Origin of the sequence: Mesorhizobium sp. M0051, assembly GCF_040323235.1 — a bacterium.
Taxonomy (GTDB): domain Bacteria; phylum Pseudomonadota; class Alphaproteobacteria; order Rhizobiales; family Rhizobiaceae; genus Mesorhizobium.
In genome coordinates, this window is the sequence record NZ_JAMYUT010000025.1 from 35,245 (window position 1) to 53,997 (window position 18,753).

Below are 18,753 nucleotides of genomic sequence, written 5' to 3' on the forward strand. Positions count from 1 at the left end.
TCGCAAGTAGCGGAGACGGGAAAGCGCCCGCCCAGGGGGGCGGGGCGCGGTTCCGTATCGGTTTTCTGGATCAAACGAAGGTGAAGTCCGACGCGGTCAGGCCTAGGTCGGCCACGGTGACCACACCGCCCAGGTGGGCGAACTCGTGCGCGCTGCCGTCGCCGGTGACATAGGCCAGAGTTGCGACTCTGTCGGTGTAGCTGCTTTGGTAGACAATGATGTCGCCGGCGTGCTCGCCGGAGATCGCACGCGCTGCCTCATCAGCAGAGTTGAAAGATTCGCCAGTGATTACCACGACATGTTCGCCGTTCGCACCCGAGGCCGCGCCACTGTAGAAGCTGCTCACCGGGTAGCCGGACTGTATACTGGCGTTGTTGACGAAGTTCGCGCCAAAACCGTCGTTGTAGAGGCCCACCGCATCGAAGGCGAACTTGTCCTCCGCCGGGTTGAAATCGGTGATAGTGGTAATGTCCGGCTTCGACCCGACACTCGGATCGACCCCAGGCACCGGATTGTGGAACTGGAACACGAACGTGTCATTGTCGGTGCCCCCGGTCAACGTATCCTGGCCGTCACCCACGTAGAGGACATCCTGGCCGGGACCGCCGCTGAGCCTGTCATTGTCCTCACCGGAGATGCGCGCGTTGAAGCGGCCGTTGTCGCCGGAGAGATCGTCCCAGCCATCTCCGCCGAAGATGCGGTCGTTACCCTCGCCGCCAAGGGCTCGGTCACTGCCCGGGCCAGCCGAGATCTCGTCGTTGCCGCCACGACCGTCAATCCAGTCACCGCCCTGGAAACCCTCCATCCAATCTTCACCCTTGGTGCCGAGGAGTGTTTCGGCATCCGGGCTACCCTCGATAATGTTTGCCATCGAAAAATACTCCTGATGATGCACCCTGCCTGACGCGTTCATATTGCTCATCGGGTAATTAGAGAAATCGATTGCTTGGATAGACACACATTTACGAAATGGATGCATTCACGTTCACTTCGCCCTTCCGCTGAGCAGTAGCGGGCTCGCAGGCGGCGGGGAATCTGGTCGCCCAAGCAATCGATCTGAAGATTGGACACTCAAACCGGACCGGGACAACACTTCGTAAGCCGTCCTAGTTCCGCCCCAAACTTCTCTCTGTTGCTCGGCGCCGGCATACCCGCACCGTAAGCGCTGGACGAGGACAAGTTCCGCTGGCCGCGGGTGGAGAACGGCGTGATCCGGCTTGCCGCGCCCAACTGATGGCGCTCGTCGAAGGCATGGACTGGCGCGCTTAAGCCGATCGGAGACGGCGTCCGACGTCGGCCGGATAGGCCGTGGCGAAGTGACTCAGGCGCAAAAGGCGGGCCTCTGGCCGTGCAAAGTAAGCTTTTGTCGGCGTCATGACGAGAAGCGCTGTGGCCCGTCTCCACGAAATCGTTCCGCTCAAGGCGATATTCGTCCCCATGGCGGCGAAGAAGGCCGAACTGCAACAACTCCGGAGCGAACACTCAAGGCCGAGATCGTCCGGATGGCGACACTCAACGAGCGTGCCCAGGAGAGGCTCGCCGACCTTCAGGGATCGTCAAGCAGCTGGAGCGCGCCGCTTCGGTCGCAGCTCCGAGAAGCTCGAACGTGCCCAGCAGGCCTTCGCCTTCGAATCCAGACCGGGCTCGGCGCGATTGAGTCCGAACTCGAGGCCGCAAGACCGCAAGACCGACAGGCGAGCCGCGACGTGCTGCGCGACCGCGCAAGGCGTTCCCGGTGCATCTGGAGCGGGTCGAGATCGTCATCCGGCTCGACCCATGGGGGAAGAAGCGCTCCCGCAGCCAATCGTCCAGTCCGTCAAACGCCGTCGGCCGCACGGGCTTGCGAAACGGAACAGTCCCGCCCTCGCTTAGATGCCGAGGCACGGTGTTGCGCGCGCACCCGAATTCCTTCGCCCGTCGGTTCCCCGCCAACCTCATGCCGCCGCAGCATCGCTGCCACCTCTTCAGGCTGAAGGATCTGCTCTCCCTGCATCGTTCTCGACAATGCAGGAATCGCCCAATCCCAATCGCCATCCATGCCTCCTCTCATAACCGAGGGGTCAGTTTCTCAATTCGGCCGACAACTGAGACGTCCGGTGCTCTTAGGCAGGGCAATCATACGAGATGCCTCCTGCAACATCATTTCCCGCATCCATAGGCTTGCCGGATCATTATTGTGAAGCGCAGGCCATTGGACGGCCTCCGTGAATGCGGCAGGAAGTGGCGGCGGAAGTTCGACAATCCGCAAGGGTGTTAATTTCGCGAAATGCTGCGCCAGCCGCAACGGCATGGTCCCGATGCGGCTGGTGCCTGATAGAAGGGGCGGGATCATGCTAAAGCCGTGTACGACGACCTCGATACGTCTCTCGAAACCGTTCTCGAGTAAATACCATTCCTCGATGGAGGGCTGCCGGGTGTCTCCGAATTTGAGCACAACCTGCCCCATCGACAAGTATCGGTCGAATGTAAGTGGCTCTGACAGCTGCTTGTTCGTGCCGCAGCCTACGCATACGAGCATATCTTCGAACAGGGCTGCGCGAGGATGTTTCGACATGAACACTTCCGGCATAATCAGAAAATCAACGTCGCCGCGCCGGAGAAGCTCCTCGGGGTCGTCGGAAATAGGCAGACATTCGAAGCGGACGGCGGGAGCTTCCCGCGCAGCACGCTTTACGATTTTCTTAAAAAATACGAGTGTGAGGTAATCGGAAAGGATGATGCGGAAGCGACGATCCGATCCGACCGGGTTAAAGGGGTCCCAGGAAATAATCGACAGCTGGATGTGCAGCAATGCCTCCCGGACTGCTGTGGCGAGCCCCTCCGCGCGCGGTGTCAAAATGAGTTCGCGGCCGTTCATCGTAAATAGCTCATCGCTGAAATAGGCGCGTAACCGACCGACGGCGGCGCTCATGGCCGGCTGACTCAGGTTAATACTGCGGGCTGCGGTGGTGACTTTACGCTCCCTGATCAAAGCGTCCAGCACAACGAGGAGATTTAGATCGAGTCCCTTAAAACGCATGCATTGACCTATCCGACGCGTCGGTATCGCCCAATTTCACGAATGGTGAGAGCGTCAACGCATCAGCCGACGACGAAACAGAGCAACCGATAGGAAGAACGGCAAAACCGTGTATATGCAAAGCGCGCCGATATGCAGGCCCATGCTGCCGGCCGGACGGCCAAGCATCGCCGGACGAATGAGGTCAATTGCATGTGCGAGGGGCAACAAGGAGGCGATGTCCTGAAAAGCGCCGGGCAATTGGTTGACCGGAAACATCGCGCCGCAAAGGAAGAGCATGGGTGTTATAACAAGCGTATTATAAAATATGAAATATTCATAACTGGGCGCAAGCGCCGTGACGACCATCGCTAGACTCGCGAAGGCGAGGCCACTGAGAGCGATGACTGGCAGCAAGCAGAGGATGGATGGCCACGATGCGTAGCCTAGCGTGGTGGCAACAATAGTGATTGCTGTGCCCGCCATCAGGGCCTTGGTGGCTGCCCACGCCAATTCGCCGAGTAAGATATCGCCGAGCGTCAGCTGAGTGCATAGCATTCCTTCCCAGGTGCGCTGGTCGCCCATGCGGCCGAAACTCCCGTAAACCGTTTCAGCGGTCGCCGATGCCATCGCGCTTGTGGCAACCATGCCAGCCGCGAGAAACGCAATGTACGAAGTGCCCTCAACAGGACCTATCATTGTTCCGATTCCAAAGCCGAGACCGAACAGATAGATCATCGGATCGGCGAGGTTGCCGAGCACCGATGCAAGCCCGATTTTCTTCCATCCGAGATAGTTGCGGCGCCAAACCGCGACCCAATTCCACGCATTGGCGGGCATGCCCGCCGCATAACGTTCGCCCATTGTTCAGTCCTCCATCTCGCGCCCGGTTAGCCGCAAAAACACATCCTCGAGATTGGGGGGACGCTGCAGAAGGCGTAGACCCGCGCGCCCGCGTAGCTGCGCCAGCACCTGCTCCGGATCGGGTGCATAGCAAAAAAGCGTCTCACCGCTCACCTCGATGCGCTGTGCGTACGGCCGGATCAGCGCACCCAGTTCATGCGGATTGCCGCCGTAGACCTCGACCACGTCACAGCCGATCTGCTCGTCAATGAGTGCGGACGGGCGGCCTTCGGCGATCTTGCGCCCCTCCTCCATAACGCACAGCCGATCGCACAGCCGCTCGGCCTCTTCCATGAAATGGGTAGTCAGAAGAATAGTCTTGCCCCGCGCCAGCAGCGATCGCAGCCGTTCCCAGATCAGGTGGCGGGCCTGCGGATCGAGGCCGGTGGTCGGCTCGTCCATCACCAGCAAGTGCGGGTCATTGATCAGCGCACGCGCGAGCGTCAGGCGCCGCTTCATGCCGCCGGACAGTTCGGCGACGCGCGCATCCGCTTTGTTCTCGAGGCGGGCGAACTCAAGCAGCGATGGTATGACCGCATCGATCTGGCGTCTGCTCATCCGGAAGTAGCGCCCGAACACCAACAGGTTCTCGCGTACAGTGAACGCGGTATCAAGATTATCGAACTGCGGGACCACGCCGATGCGCATACGTGCCAAACGCGCGCGCGCCGGCACTGGAACGCCGAGCACAGTAATCTTCCCCGCATCGGGCGATGTCATGCCGAGGACCATACGCGCAATCGTGCTTTTGCCCGCGCCGTTCGGTCCCAAGAGCCCGAAGCATTCCCCCGCCGCAACGCGGAACGACAGTCTGTCGACAACGAGCTTGTCATAAGTTTTGCTTACGTCAGTAAGATCGATCGCTACCATGGACATGGGTTCATTTTACCGAGAGGGACGCCAAGACTGGCGGTTGCTTGGTTGCCTGCCGGACCTGAAACTGTGACTCGTCTTCGCGATCCCAGCCGTCGATAACGAACTGATCGACATCACAAGGATTTAGCCCCTGTTCCGGTAAAGCGGCGACAATTGCGTAGAGATTATCGGTGGCTTGGTAACGCGGATCGTTGTGCCGCTTTTCCTGGTCAACGCAGAAGACGAGCCGTCCATCCTCGACCAGGGCGATCGCCCCATCATGGGTCAGCTTGATACCAAAGATGCGCATAGTGTCTCCAGGTTAACGGCGATAGATTCGATTCATCAGGAAGCGGAAAGCGGGTTTCGGAAACGGACGAGCAAGCAGTCTTCGTTGACCGACTCGCCCCGACACTCAAGACGCTCTACCTCGATCAACGTTTCGTTCAGCATGGCGATGACCGGCTCAGCACCAGCGGCGTGACCCCAGCGACGGCAATTAGCATCCCTTGCCGATCCGAAGATCAGATGCCCGCCAGGCGCAAGCACCCGCACCAGGTTTTTGACGGCCGCGCGCATCTCGGCTATGTCTTCGAGATAGTAGAGGACCTCCGCCACAACGATCAGGTCAAACAACTCGTCGGTCGAAAACTGTTGAACATCGGAGACTATCCAGTTGATGCGCGACGGCTCGTTTATCCGTTGACGCGCTCGAGCAATCGCTTGCGCCACGACATCGATGACGGTGAGCCCTTGGCAGTAGGGGGCTAGTTTTTCCGTGAATGCGCCGGCAGCGCACCCGACTTCGAGGGCATTTGAAATGGAGCCTTGGGCAAGCGCCAGCTGGAGCATTTGCGTGTGGCGCTTCCGCTCGAACGGATTGCCGTCGAGAAGCCACGGATCGTCTGCGGCCAATTCCCGATCAAGCAACTGATGATTCACGTTCTGGGTCAAACTCGTGCACCTCTCGTCCACTAGGTAATTAGCGATCACTCGTCGCCGCAAATGTTGCCCGACAGCACTAATTCCGAAGAATCCCGCGCAAGATTGAGCCTGCGAAGCGGAGCCGCATGGGGCGAGAATTCTGCCCTGCTGGAACCAGTGATCGGAGTTTGGGTGGGGGCCTGTTTTCCCCCAGTGTTCGATGTAGCGACAGCAGAGCCTCGCGACAGCCAATCGCTATTGCTCAATGTACACAGCGCGTAGGCTTTCAACGGAAGCAAGAGAAAGATGTTGATGAACGTGTGCAGCGAAAAGCCCAGAAATCGAAACTGTCGGGCACGAAATGCTACCACGCTGCATCGGAGCATGGTCATGGACACAATCATCAGTCCTGTCCACCAAGGCACAGAGCCTGTCAGTGCGAAATGTGCGAGGCCCGTTAATACCGATACGGCGAGGAGTAGCGCGCCGAGATTCTGTCCGACCACGTCCAACGTGAGATAGCTATTCAGGCTGGGCAGCAAGCGCAGCCCAAGCAGCGTGTCCCGGAATGTGCTTCGTGCCCAACGGAGTTGTTGGCGCAGATACGGTCCTAGTCTGTTCGGGACGACTGTGGCCGCGATGGCGCTCGGAACGTACTCGGTTCGAAAGCCTGCTTTCAGCATCAGGATAGTAAGATGGCGATCCTCACCGAAGTCGCTTGGCTTGCCCCGAAAAAACTGCGACTCGTACTGGTCCAGTAACAAAAGGAGCGCAGACCGGCGGTACATGGCACATGGGCCGCAACAGCACATAACGGCACCGAAGCGAGCCTGCGCCGCGCGCTCCTCGTTGCAAGCCAGCCAGTACTCCATGTCTATCAGCCTGGTCAGCCAGCTCTCGGTCCGGTTACTGGCCGTCAACTGACCCATGACTGCGCCGACCGCTGAATCTCGCATCTTCGGTACAAGCTTGGCAATGACGTCGGACGCGAGTAACGTGTCTGAATCAACGTTAAGCACCAGATCCCCTGATGAGCGGCGTATCGCGGCGATCTGCGCCTTGCGCTTTCCAACATTCTCGGGAAGCAAAATGATGTCGAACCTAGGGTCGCGCGCGTAGGCTTCGTGGACAGTTCCTAAGGCTTCGCGATTTCCAGAACCGTCATCAACCACATAGACCCGAAGTCTTCCGGCGTATTCTTGGTCGGCAATGGAAGCCAGGCACTCTGAAAGCGTGCGCGGATCCTCGTTGAAGCAGGGGACGATGACATCCACGCTGGGCAGTTGATCGGAGCCGACGAGAACCTCCAACGCCGATGAGTCGTTTGTCGGCAGAGCATAAAGCCCCTGCATGCTCTTATAAGCAGTCGAGAGCAGCGCATAAAGCGATATGGCCACAGTGCTGGTTGTACCAAGAAGAGTCATGGGATCTCGTTTGTTCAGTGATGTTGAGGAAGTGAGCGGATTACAAATCCGCGCTCACGCAATGCTGGAATCAGCCGGGACAGCGCCGTGACCGTCTGGTCGCGCAGACCGGCGTGAGCGCCCCGGCCCAACTCGCCGGGAGGGCATCCGTCGTGCAAGAGTACGATTGCGCCCGGCCGGACAGAGGCGAGCACTTTATCGATAATCGCGTCGACCCCAGGGCGAGACCAATCTCGAGGGTCGACGGACCAATGGAGGGCCGCCAGCCCCGCGATCTGTGACGCTGTGAAGACTTCTTCGCTCCAGGCGCCGTAGGGCGCGCGAACATAGCGCACCGAGGCCTGCGGGCACGCTCTCATGATGGCGTCGTTCGCTTCAAAGACCTCACGTTGCACTTCGCCGAAACCGCATTGGTACAGATCCGGATGAGACATCGTGTGGTTGCCTACCTCGTGCCCTTCTGCGATCATCCGTTGGATTAGATCTGGGTGCTCTAAGGCGTAGGCGCCGATGACGAAGAAAGTCGCCGGCACCCGCTGCTCTGCCAGCACATCGAGAATCTCCGGTGTGAAAAGTCGATTGGGACCGTCGTCAAACGTCAGATAAACGCTGCGACGGCCGGTGCCGTCAGAGCACTCACGGCGCACTTCGTACAAGCAATCGGGACGGCTCATAGCTCTGGTCCGTTCCGATCTATCATCGTGCCCCTGGGCCATTCGCTGATCGGCCGTCCAACCGGCAGAACAATGGTGAGTGCCTCATCGATGCGTGTGGGCGGCAGGTCGAGGCGGGCCTCTGGTCGGGTCGAGCGCACGCGAATTCCCGACAAAACGGCCAAAGGCCTGTATCGCCGCCCGAACCTCTCAACATGATTCCGCAGCGCGTCCCGGACCGTTCCGAAAGCGAATGGAACGCCAAGCTCCTGCAGTATTGGAAGCATGACATGGATTGAATGGGCGATTCCGAGACCCTCAAGGTCCGGGCGTACCCCGTACAGGCCCAGCTCAGCCACCAACAGGTCGACCGCGTCAACCTTGATGAAACGGCGCAGTATGCCCATGTGAGCCGCTACACCACTTGAATCATAGGCGATCACGCGGAGTTCAGGCCTGGCTCCGGCCCAGCTTCGACTACCTTCGAACGGTTCTGCGTTGGACGCCCCAGTCGGCCCGTACGTATCACGAAAGAACTCGGCGAGCTCAACGTGATCGGAGAGCTGCAACTCGTTTTCCCAGCACAACTTCCACTGCACCTGATGGCGCATTCAGGACCTCTCTTCATATTAGTTTTTTGCGGCCGCATTACCCGACCAAAGCGGCGCTGTTGGCTGCATTCAGCCGTTGTCGTTGGCGAAGGTGAGCCAGACGCTCTCTCGAAGTTCCGGCCCGTGTCGTCGATTTGAGCTTGACGTCGCTCATTAACGTTCCTCTAATGCATGGCTCGTAAATTCGTAAAATTGATTGTTTGAATGATACGCATCCACACGTTGGATAGAACATGACATGCGTTTCAAGGGACTCGATCTAAATCTCCTCGTTGTGCTGGACGCTCTGATGAGGGAGCGTAAAGTCACTGCCGCGGCTCGCAGTATCAACCTGAGCCAGCCGGCCATGAGCGCCGCCGTTGCTCGGTTACGCGCCTATTTCAACGATGAGCTATTTACGATGAACGGCCGCGAGCTCATTTTGACACCGCGCGCCGACGGGCTCGCCACAGCAGTCCGGGAGGCATTGCTGCACATCCAGCTATCGATTATTTCCTCCGACGCTTTCAACCCAGCCCAATCGGATCGTCTCTTCCGAATGATGCTTTCCGATTACATCACGCTCGTATTTTTTAAGAAGATCGTAGAGCGTGCTGCGCGGGAAGCTCCCGGCGTCCGCTTTGAGTGTCTGCCTATTTGCGACGACCCCGAGGAGCTTCTCCGGCGCGGCGACCTTGATTTTCTGATTATGCCGGAAGTGTTCATGTCGAAACATCCTCGCGCAGCCCTGTTCGACGATATGCTCGTATGCGTAGGCTGCGGCACGAACAAGCAGCTGTCAGAGCCACTTACATTCGAGCGATACTTGTCCATGGGGCATGTCGTGCTCAAATTCAGGCACACCCGGCAGCCCACCATGGAGGAATGGTATTTGCTCGAGCACGGTTTCGAGAGACGTGTCGAGGTCGTCGTACAGGGCTTTAGCCTGATCGCGCCCGTCCTGTCAGGCACCAACCGCATCGGGACCATGCCCTTACGGCTGGCGCAGCATTTCGCAAAAACAACACCCCTGCGGATTGTCCAACTTCCGCCGCCACTTCCTCCTCCCGCATTCACGGAGGCCGTCCAATGGCCTGAGCTTCACAATACTGATCCGGCAAGCATGTGGATGCGGGAAATGATGTTGCAGGAGGCATCTTGCCTGGCGCCTTTGCCTGAAATCAATGAGCGTCTCGGGCACGCCGATCCGACCTTGCGGTTGTTGGTACCGACTGCCACCTCGATTTCACGTGCGAAGTCCCGGAAGATGTTAAGCCCCACTTAAACACCGGGCCTTTGCCCAGCAGAGCGGCGCAGTTGCTTGTCAAGTACGAGGGCCAGGAACGAGCAGAACACACGCCCGGGGTTGCTACTGAATTGACTGCCGCCTCCGATTTTGCTTGCGGAGTCCCAGAAGATGCTCAGCCCCACTTAAATGCCAACGTCGCAGGCCTTGCCGCGGCTTTTCACGCGCGGCCAGACGAGGAGATGGCGGTCGACGTGGTCGATCCAATCTGTGCCAGCCTCGCTCGGCTACTGGCGTCGACGACAGTCCCCTGCACCGAGAAAGTCGGGCACTTGGCAATGAAGCCGGTCGAGCTTGACGCTGCGGACCCAGGCAATTGACCCCGCGCTTCTGCCTGAACGCGTGGCCGATCCGTTCATCTAATCGGCGCTACATTCTGCCCGGCTGAGGTCCGTGGGTGCGGCCACCCCGCGGGATGGGATCATCATTCAACTTTCTCTCGTGTATGAAAGGAAACTCCCCGCTCACGATAGAGCCCATGAGTTTCATATATTTTCCGGCAGATGGATGTCGAACGGGAGAAATGTCTGTCCGGGTGTTTCAGCGGTGCCGGTCTCGATAGCCCGCGTCATCAGCGTTATCAGCTCCCGGCAAAGTCGGCGCATTGGCGTGGCGACCGCCATCGTGACGATATTATCTGCGAGCGCCGCCCGAGACTCCGGCGTGATTTCATTCACGATCGCGACGAGATCGCGACTTTTGCCCTCTTCTCGGAGCGCGGAGATGGCGCCCTCCATGCCGCCGCCGGCGACATAGAAGCCGACGAGCTCGGGCTCTCGCTGCATGAGATCAAGCGTTGCCTCGTAGGTGATCTGCCGTTTCTCGAGGTTCATGACAGGATCCAGCACCTCGAACGTGGGCGCGTTCTCACGGCAATAGGAGCGAAAGCCGACGTCACGGAGCTCGTGCCCCTGGAAACGATGGCTGCCGACAAAAACCGCCACTTTGCCGGGCCGTTTTGCGACCTTCGACACCATCCAAGCGGCCGTGCGCCCCACCTTGCGGTTATTAAGGCCGATATACCCCTGTCGTACGCCGGCGGCGAAGTCGGAAAGCAGCGAGAAAACCGGAATGCCTTTGGCCTTGAGGTCCTCAACCGCTGCTGTAATTTTCGGGTGGTCCGGTGCCACCATCGCGATCGCATGGCAGCGTGCGCCCAAATCCTTGAGCCGCGCGATCAGGTCGCTCGGCATATGTGACGGGGCGAATTCGACGAGCGGAATGCCGTGGAAGGACTGGGCCAAATTGACCGATGCTTCGACCTCGCGCGCAAAATCTTGGTAGAAATGCTGGGCCGGTTTTCTCAAGATGAAGCCCAGACGGTAGTGCGGTAGGTCTCGCCGCAAGCGCTGCTTGATTAGCCCGGCAGCATGATAGCCAATCGCGTGGGCGGCGTCGTGGACCCGCCGCGCGGTCTCCTCGCGCACCGGATGGCGGGCGTTCAGAACCCGATCGATCGTTGCTACGCTGACTCGGGCTTCGCGGGCGAGATCGGCAATTGTGGGGCGCTTGGTCATAGGTCCTATTCTGATCGGTTTTTGACGCGGGCCGGCTCTCTGTCGCCTGACGCGTTTCGGTTTCGGGTGGCAAAGTGAAGACGTCCCATACGAATGGCCAACAGCGTGTTGGACAACATCATTCCAGACGTAAACCGGCCGGGTATACTGAAAGGCTCATTCGCTTAAAGGGCGGTGACGGTTTGCACTCACACATTTAGCGCTTCGGCTACATGGTCCGTGAGGAGCCGTTTAGAGGCTGCGGGTCGGTCGTTCAGTTCATGTGACCAGCTAGGCGACTTAACAGGTCGTGGGCCGCCCACCTTATTGGGAGGAGGATAACCGGTTTGATGCCTCGGCAAGCTGATGACCGCAGAAGGCGGCTTTCATCTGTGCTCGGTCCAATTCTCCTTCCCAGCGGGCGACGACGAGGGATGCCACTGCGTTGCCGACGCAATTCGTCAGCGCCCGGCATTCGGACATGAAGCGGTCGATGCCGAGTATCAGTGCCATCCCAGCAACGGGAACACTCGGAACTACGGCGAGCGTAGCCGCCAGGGTGATGAAGCCCGCGCCTGTGACACCTGCAGCGCCCTTGGAGGAAAGCATTGCTACGAGCAGCAGCAGCACCTGATCGCCGATGGACAGATCCGTGTTCGTCGCCTGCGCGATGAAGAGGGCCGCCAGCGTCATGTAGATATTCGTGCCGTCCAGATTGAATGAGTATCCGGCCGGGATGACGAGACCCACAACCGAACGCCTGGCGCCCGCCTTCTCCATTTTCTGCATCAGCGAAGGGAGCGCCGCCTCCGAGGAGGACGTTGCGAGGACAAGCAGCAGCTCTTCCTTGATGTAGCGAATGAGAGAACAGATCGAGAAGCCGTTGTAGCGACAGACCGCGCCGAGAACCCCGAACACGAAGAGGAAGGCGGTGAAATAGAACGTCGCGACCAGCATCGCGAGGTTGACCACCGAACCGATGCCATATCTGCCGATGGTGAAGGCCATTGCGCCAAAAGCGCCGATCGGCGCGGCCTTCATCAGAATTCCAACGAGCTTGAAGACAGGCGCGATGAGCGCCTGAAGGAAGCAAACGACAGGCTTGCCCGGCTCTCCGGCCATCGCAAGCGCCATGCCGAACAGAACCGAGAAGAACAGCACCTGCAGGATGTCGCCTTCCGCGAAGGCACCGACGATCGTTGGCGGGATGATGTTCATCAGAAAGCCGGTGACCGACTGCTCGCTGGCTTTTGCGGCATAGGTATTCACGGCCTGGACATCGAGCGAGGCCGGATCAATGTTGAGGCCGGCGCCAGGCTGGACGACATTGGCCACGATGAGGCCGACGATCAGCGCGAGCGTCGAGAAGGTGAGGAAATAGACCATTGCTTTACCGGCGACCCGGCCGACCTTATGAAGATCGTTCATGCCGGCAATGCCGGTGGCAATTGTCAGGAAGATGACAGGCGCGATGATCATCTTGACCAGCTTGATGAAGGCATCACCCAGCGGCTTCAGGCTCTCGCCGGTCTCCGGATAAAAATACCCAATTGCGACGCCGAGCGCGATGGCGGCAAGCACCTGGGCGTAGAGCTTGGTGTAGAAGGGTTTGCGGGGCGCGGGACTCGCGCCGCGAACTTGTGCAGCTGACACTGTTTCTCTCTCCCTGACCGGATCGAGGTGGCGTGACTTCTCCCGGGCTTCTCCCTATCGCGGCGCTCCGGTCGAACGCTGCACCAACGCCTCCGCAATACCCATGCCAGATGAATCCGCATGACCTGAACTGACGTGGGCTCGCCAAATTAGAGGAATGCGGTGTCAGACCAGCGGGATAGGCCGCGGTCCGGCACGCCCTTGATGGTCTCTGGCAGAGTGCTGCCGGTCGATCCCTCTGGCTAGCGGTTTTGCTGCACAGAGCGTGGTGGGTTCCTCGTTTGAGCCTGCTCTGGACCGGGCCGCATCGCTGGCGCCAGCGCGTACCAAATAGGTCGCCTGTTCATAAGCCCGTCCAGATGACAGGCTAACTTACCCCTGTTCGGAAGCGCTCGTTTCTGGACAGGCTACGCCTATGCAGCCGCTGCAATGCACAGAATAATTCGGATGGGCCTTTGGACGACCCGTTTTGGCAAATCAACGCCCGCAGCAGGGGCAGCCGCTTCCAAGCGGTCCCATCGTAATCTGTTCAGACTTTTCGATACGCTCATTGAGTGTGCCGATTTCGGCCCCAGGCCGGGTGATCCGTGTTACAAACTCTTTCCGATCACCCAGAGACAACTTCGTATATCCCCGGATAACCTTGCGCAGTTCATCGTTCATCATCTTCTCCTTATTTAGTTTCCGCCGCAAACGGCGCATTTCTTTTTTGGCCACCAACGCAAACGTCGAGAAATGGGGATTTCGTTACACACCGCACATAACCTTCGATACTCGATCAGCCCGTTTCGCATGCCTAGGTTCTTTTCTTCGGACGTTATGTCCTTCTCGATATCATGGGAATCTATGATTTTTTGTTGATCGGTCCGCATCCTGAATTCGAGAGCGATATCGTCGACTCGACTTTCGCCGATTGCACGCCAGGCCTCCTCCATTTCATATGAATCGCGCATGGCACGTGAGCTATAGGCCAGATCGTCGTCCCATCGGCTGAAGACTGCCCAAAGAGCGAAAAGCAGTTGGATTACGGCGGCCACCGCGAGACCAATCTTAAGCACCGTCAGGTAAGTCGCTGGCAGTCCGAATGCGTCTGAGCCCGCAATAGCGCCAAGAATGATGGGAATTGCGAACGCCCAGAAATCGCGCAGCCTCGTAAGAAGCTTAAGTCGCCTCAGACGGCGCGAAAAAACGGTATATGTGCCATGGCAGTTCAGCGCAGAATTCCACGCTTTTGTGCGCATCTCAGCTTCAGTGATCATGTCGGCTCGATGACAAAACATTAACTCAGCGGGAACTGCCGGTCGGCCGCCTCGAATAACATGTGGAAGTGAAGCACGGTAGGTTGTGAATGGAAAAATTATCCGTACTTTACTGCTATTCACAGAGGATAAATCTTCATGACAAAGAAGCCTGACAGAACCGTTTATCAGCGCCCTGCCGACAAAAAGTGGGTAGACAGACGAAATGACGCCGATCGCGGCTTCGTGCATGATACGCAGAAGGACGCAATTCAATCCGCCAAGGAAAAGATCACCAATCAGGGCGGTGGCGAACTGACGGTGAAGGGCCGCGACGGAAAAATTCGTAGCAAGGACTCGGTCGGCGGCGGTAACGATCCCAATCCTCCGAAAGACAAAGAACATTGATGGCTTCCACGCTGCGACGCCGCAGGCCTAATACGGTTGCTTTTCCAGGTCGCCTGCCTGCACGGCAGGTGAGCATCATATTTGCCTGAATTGGCACTACGCCAATTCGCTTGGCGGGTATAGGTTTTCAGCATCGACGCATCCTGCCCTTGCGTGTTCCTCAGGCACCTCCGTTCCGGCCATTCCGCCGCGGTTGTGACCACGGCTCTAGCGAACCCCTGACGGGCTTCCGGACATCGTGTGACAATCCCTTTTGTAAGAGGCGAGTTCCTCTCGCCGGAACGCCTGCGCCACATGGCGCAAATCCGTTGGTCTAGAGGAGGCCGAGAGCTTCGCTTTCCCTGACTACCCGTGGCACCCATGATGGGATGAATGCGTTGGCACAAGGCGGGAATGACGAGGGTCCAGCACGACCCGTTGATGTTCACTGACAGAGTGCTGCCGGTCGATCCCTCTGGCTCGCGGTTTCATCGGTGGCATCAGAGCGGAGAATTGCTGTGCTCTTTGCAACGCTCCCGCGCGACGTCGAGACGTAGAGATTGACGCCGTTGGTGCTGACCACGACGATGCGATTCAGAAATTGCGAGGCACCGCCTACGAAGCCGTACTCGACGCCAGCTTCGCGCCTTCACACGCGACACCGCCGCCGCATGATCAACTCGAGAAAAAAATGGCGGTTGCCGCAACCGACCAGTGTCGTTGGCGGTTATTATCGCTCCCGCCCCTCCTGGGCGCTGGTGAATGGCACGGCCCGGCATTTACACTCGGCGCGGTCAGCCGCTCGGGCACCGCATCGCCGGCGCAAGTATTTCCGTCGTTCAACGGCAAAAACAGAATTGATGAATTCTATCATATGCCGCGAGGTTTCCTTTCACGAATGAAAGAAAGCTCGATTGACTATCCCGCCTCGCTCCAGTCTGTTGAAAACAACGTGTGGTTGCCTTGGTGCAAGCCGAGACCATGGCCAAGATTCGTGGAGGGGAGAGCCAAGCGATGCATCAGGGTTCGATCCGCTTTGCACTCGACCAAACGGCGGCGGCACGAGTTCACGTCGGAGTATTTTCGCGCTTGCTCGCGACGTCGCGGGCGCACATGCCGCCGGCCTACGTTTGATGGCGCGAGATCGAGGATCACATGCACCACAACATTCGCAAATCAGAACAAAATGCCAGCGAGTGCGGCATATCGCTGCCGGATGCGATAAGGGGTTGTCCAACGTCCGAGACGAATCCTGCGAATGGGGCATTGCACGAGCGCGCCCTCACCGGAATCTTCGAAATATCGAAAATACTCACCGGTCCCGCCCGGCTCGAACTCACGTTGGCCAAGGTCGTTGATCTCCTGCACTCGTTAGTGCAGATGCGGCACGGCATCATCACTCTCTGCGATGCTGAGGCCGGACTGGACATCACCGTGGCCAGCGACTGCGACACGAACAGCAATGAGCCCTCCCGGTCGCGCGTGCCGCGCAACGCCATCGATCAGATTGTGACGACGGACACGCCGCTCATCGCCGAGGACATAGCGATGCATCCGGCCTTCACTGCCGCTGACATCGAGGTGCTTGGGGCCTCCGACACCGTGTCCTTCATCGGCGTTCCCATTCGTGTTGATGGGAACGCCGTAGGCGCGCTGACTATGGACAGGGCTTTGGAAAGCAGGTCAAGCTATCGGCTCGATTACGATGTCCGACTGCTCACCATGATTGCCAACATGGTGGGACAGACAGTCAAGTTGCATCGTTTCTCCGCGGGCGACCGCGAGCGACCGCCGGAGTTGGAAGACCGGCTGCAAACGAAATTTTCTGGTGTTAAGCACCCTGCACCCCGACGCAAAAAGGTTCATGTCGAGGGGATGATTGGTGACAGTCCGGCGATAAGCGCGCTGCTGGAGAAGATCGCGGTCGTAGCCAAGGCAAAAACCACCGTTCTGTTGCGAGGCGAGTCCGGTACCGGAAAGGAGCTGGCTGCCAAGGCAATTCACGAGTTGTCGCCGCGCGCCAAGCGGCCCTTCGTTAAACTCAATTGTGCAGCGCTCCCAGAGACAGTTCTGGAATCCGAATTGTTCGGTCATGAGAAGGGTGCCTTCACAAGCGCATTCAATTCCCGCAAGGGGCGCTTTGAGCTCGCTGACAAGGGGACGTTGTTTCTGGATGAGATTGGCGAGATCTCGGCCTCGTTCCAGGCAAAGCTACTGCGCGTGCTGCAGGAGCAGGAGTTTGAGCGCGTCGGCAGCAATCAGACCATCAAGGTCGATGTTCGCGTGATTGCCGCCACGAACAGGAACCTGGAAGAGGCGGTTGCAAGGAATGAGTTCCGCGCCGACCTATACTACCGCATCAACGTGGTCCCCTTGCTGGTACCAGCATTGCGCCAAAGGCGCAGCGATATTCCGCTCCTCGCAGCTGAGTTTCTAAAGAACTTCAACGACGAGAACGGCTGTACGCTCACCTTCGACCCGCGTGCGATTGAAGTGCTGATGAAATGTGAGTTTCCCGGCAACATTCGCGAGCTTGAAAATTGCGTGCACCGGACAGCGATCCTGGCCGAGGGACTCTCAATCGGGAGAAACGACTTTGCCTGCTCCCAAGGCCAATGCTTTGCCGAGGCGCTGTGGAAGTGCAGATCGGGCATGGCCGCGCTGCAACCAGCGCCGATCCTGCCGGAGTCAGCGAATCCGGCCACGCCGCCGGATGCGGCAGCGACTACAGTCCCGCGTGCCGGTGCAACACACCCAATTGGCGCGAGGAACCCCGACATAGAGCGTGTCATTGCTGCCATGGAAAGATGTGGCTGGGTGCAGGCAAAGGCAGCGCGCCTCCTTGGACTGACCCCGCGCCAGATTGGCTACGTGCTAAGGAAATACGGCGTCGAGATCAAGCGTATCTGAAACCGAGGAGATGAGCTGAGCTGCTTAGCGCCTTGCGGCAGCGATGCAGATCCGCGTCCGCGTCCACTCGATTCACCGAGGACAGCCTGGCCGAATTCCCGTGTCTGCGTTGCGACCATCGTGTGAGAGGCAACGCTTCCATCGTCAATCCTGTCCGCCATGTTGCTCTCGTTGCGAGCTCATACGGATGCCCCCTGTGTGACTGAAACGGAGTTAAATATGTCCGATGCAAAACTGCAAACTGTGCTTTCGGCTCTTCCGCCAGTGACGCGACAGTTAGATGCTCTGCCGTCCAACGGACCAGCGCCGGACGGAAATTTTGTCAAGCTGAATACGAATGAGAACCCGTTTCCGTTGCCGCCAATCATAATGCAAAGTGCAGTGGCGGCCCTCAAGTGCCAGTATCTATATCCGGATGACGATAACATCAGCTTGAGGGAAGCGGCGTCCAGCACCTATGGCGTTTCCAGGGATCAGGTCATCGCAGGCAACGGGTCGTCTGAACTGCTCGGACTCATCTACAGAGCTTTCCTCGCGCCTGGCGACAAGGTTGCGATGATGTCGCCAGGGTTTTCGTTCAACCGCAAACTTGCCATGATTCAGGGCGCCGAGTTTCTCGAAATCGGATGTCAAGCTCATTCCCTTCCAATGGAGCAATTGCTTTCCGGTCCGGCAAAAGACGCCAAGTTCATTATGTTGGCCAATCCAAACAATCCGACCGGAACATTCCTCCCGATAAGCGATATCGAACGCCTCGTAGCACAATCGGACCGCTTGGTTGTCCTTGATGAAGCCTACGTCGACTTTGCACCCGATCATGGCCTGCGTCTTATCAACCGGTATCCGAACGTTCTGATCTTGAGGTCATTCTCGAAAAGCTATGCCGCCGCCGGCATTCGCGTCGGTTTCGGTTTCGGTCACCCTGAAATTATTGGCAGGCTGCGAAACATCCAGAACGTCTTCAACATGAACGTCATCGGGCATGCCGTTGGTATCAGCGTGCTTGCGCATCGCGGCGCCTACGCAGAGAACCACAAGCACATCAAGGATGAACGAGAGCGAGTGACATTCGCGCTGTCGCAACTCGGATTTTCCGTAACGCCCTCCCGCGCAAATTTCTTGCTGGCCCGTGTGCCCGCGGGACAGGACGGCTCATGGTGGCAAGCAGCATTGGAAAGGCAAAAGATACTTGTCGCGTTTTTTCCGGACAAAGGCTTGGAACACTGCATCCGCGTCAGCATCGGCACAAAAGAGCAGATGGATGTATTTCTTGCTGCCGCTGGCGACATTGCTGGAAGCTTAACGGTGCCAAGCTCCAAGGGCAGGGAAGCGTCAGGCTCTGCTTCTTCGTTACGCTGACGCTAATCGGCGATCACACACATCTCTTCCGACTTGCTTGGTCATCCCAGCAAGAGA

General features: G+C 58.4%; 16 protein-coding genes and 1 pseudogene. 4 read left to right on the forward strand and 13 right to left on the reverse strand.

Translation table 11 applies throughout. The annotated features are described in order from the left end of the window. Positions 1–70: 70 nt before the first annotated feature. The 9 genes and pseudogenes from NKJ90_RS23365 to NKJ90_RS23410 form a co-directional block, all read right to left on the reverse strand. Positions 71–871: a calcium-binding protein gene (locus tag NKJ90_RS23365; RefSeq protein ID WP_023784695.1), complete on the reverse strand. Its 801-nt coding sequence runs from the start codon at positions 869–871 to the stop codon at positions 71–73. A 1,197-nt stretch (positions 872–2,068) separates the two neighbouring features. Next, positions 2,069–3,019 (reverse strand): LysR family transcriptional regulator, encoded by a 951-nt coding sequence (locus NKJ90_RS23375; protein WP_023770907.1) that lies wholly within the window; start codon positions 3,017–3,019, stop codon positions 2,069–2,071. 54 nt (positions 3,020–3,073) lie between these two features. Beyond that, positions 3,074–3,862, reverse strand: coding sequence for an ABC transporter permease (locus NKJ90_RS23380; protein ID WP_023770906.1), 789 nt, complete (start codon positions 3,860–3,862; stop codon positions 3,074–3,076). 3 nt (positions 3,863–3,865) lie between these two features. Then, positions 3,866–4,777 (reverse strand): nodulation factor ABC transporter ATP-binding protein NodI, encoded by a 912-nt coding sequence (gene nodI, locus NKJ90_RS23385; protein WP_023736276.1) that lies wholly within the window; start codon positions 4,775–4,777, stop codon positions 3,866–3,868. A 43-nt stretch (positions 4,778–4,820) separates the two neighbouring features. Next, positions 4,821–5,066, reverse strand: a pseudogene (locus tag NKJ90_RS23390) (carbamoyltransferase N-terminal domain-containing protein); the annotation flags it as partial. Positions 5,067–5,101: 35 nt separating this feature from the next. Continuing rightward, on the reverse strand, positions 5,102–5,710 hold the full coding sequence (gene nodS / locus NKJ90_RS23395; RefSeq protein ID WP_023770905.1) for a nodulation methyltransferase NodS: 609 nt from the start codon (positions 5,708–5,710) through the stop codon (positions 5,102–5,104). A 35-nt stretch (positions 5,711–5,745) separates the two neighbouring features. After that, entirely contained in the window at positions 5,746–7,104 is a 1,359-nt protein-coding gene (nodC, locus tag NKJ90_RS23400; protein WP_023784692.1) for a chitooligosaccharide synthase NodC, read from the reverse strand. Between the two features lie 14 nt (positions 7,105–7,118). Continuing rightward, on the reverse strand, positions 7,119–7,778 hold the full coding sequence (gene nodB, locus NKJ90_RS23405; protein ID WP_023766912.1) for a chitooligosaccharide deacetylase NodB: 660 nt from the start codon (positions 7,776–7,778) through the stop codon (positions 7,119–7,121). After that, entirely contained in the window at positions 7,775–8,368 is a 594-nt protein-coding gene (locus NKJ90_RS23410; protein WP_352486881.1) for a NodA family N-acyltransferase, read from the reverse strand. The genes nodB and NKJ90_RS23410 overlap by 4 nt, the downstream gene beginning before the upstream one ends. A 238-nt stretch (positions 8,369–8,606) precedes the next feature. On the opposite strand from NKJ90_RS23410, the gene NKJ90_RS23415 reads away from it, so the two are divergent. After that, positions 8,607–9,632: a LysR family transcriptional regulator gene (locus NKJ90_RS23415; RefSeq protein WP_023770903.1), complete on the forward strand. Its 1,026-nt coding sequence runs from the start codon at positions 8,607–8,609 to the stop codon at positions 9,630–9,632. Between the two features lie 506 nt (positions 9,633–10,138). Here NKJ90_RS23415 and NKJ90_RS23420 read toward each other — a convergent pair. The 4 genes from NKJ90_RS23420 to NKJ90_RS23435 all read right to left on the reverse strand — a co-directional run bounded on the left by NKJ90_RS23420 (position 10,139) and on the right by NKJ90_RS23435 (position 14,061). Beyond that, positions 10,139–11,170 (reverse strand): LacI family DNA-binding transcriptional regulator, encoded by a 1,032-nt coding sequence (locus NKJ90_RS23420; RefSeq protein WP_023736284.1) that lies wholly within the window; start codon positions 11,168–11,170, stop codon positions 10,139–10,141. Between the two features lie 303 nt (positions 11,171–11,473). After that, positions 11,474–12,802: a dicarboxylate/amino acid:cation symporter gene (locus NKJ90_RS23425; RefSeq protein ID WP_352486882.1), complete on the reverse strand. Its 1,329-nt coding sequence runs from the start codon at positions 12,800–12,802 to the stop codon at positions 11,474–11,476. Between the two features lie 477 nt (positions 12,803–13,279). Then, entirely contained in the window at positions 13,280–13,465 is a 186-nt protein-coding gene (locus tag NKJ90_RS23430) for a hypothetical protein (RefSeq protein ID WP_196815355.1), read from the reverse strand. 14 nt (positions 13,466–13,479) lie between these two features. After that, the gene (locus tag NKJ90_RS23435) at positions 13,480–14,061 is read right to left on the reverse strand and encodes a mobilome CxxCx(11)CxxC protein (protein ID WP_352486883.1); all 582 of its coding nucleotides are present in this window, start codon (positions 14,059–14,061) and stop codon (positions 13,480–13,482) included. Between the two features lie 138 nt (positions 14,062–14,199). On the opposite strand from NKJ90_RS23435, the gene NKJ90_RS23440 reads away from it, so the two are divergent. From NKJ90_RS23440 to hisC, 3 genes are all read left to right on the forward strand, one after another. Then, positions 14,200–14,448 carry a DUF2188 domain-containing protein gene (locus NKJ90_RS23440; protein ID WP_023813721.1) on the forward strand — a complete coding sequence of 83 codons (249 nt, stop codon included), beginning with the start codon at positions 14,200–14,202 and terminating at the stop codon, positions 14,446–14,448. 1,134 nt (positions 14,449–15,582) lie between these two features. Continuing rightward, the gene (gene nifA / locus NKJ90_RS23445) at positions 15,583–17,337 is read left to right on the forward strand and encodes a nif-specific transcriptional activator NifA (RefSeq protein ID WP_352486884.1); all 1,755 of its coding nucleotides are present in this window, start codon (positions 15,583–15,585) and stop codon (positions 17,335–17,337) included. 219 nt (positions 17,338–17,556) lie between these two features. After that, a complete protein-coding gene (gene hisC, locus NKJ90_RS23450) occupies positions 17,557–18,696 on the forward strand; it encodes a histidinol-phosphate transaminase (protein WP_352486885.1) in 1,140 nt (379 codons plus the stop codon). The last annotated feature ends 57 nt before the right edge of the window (positions 18,697–18,753 follow it).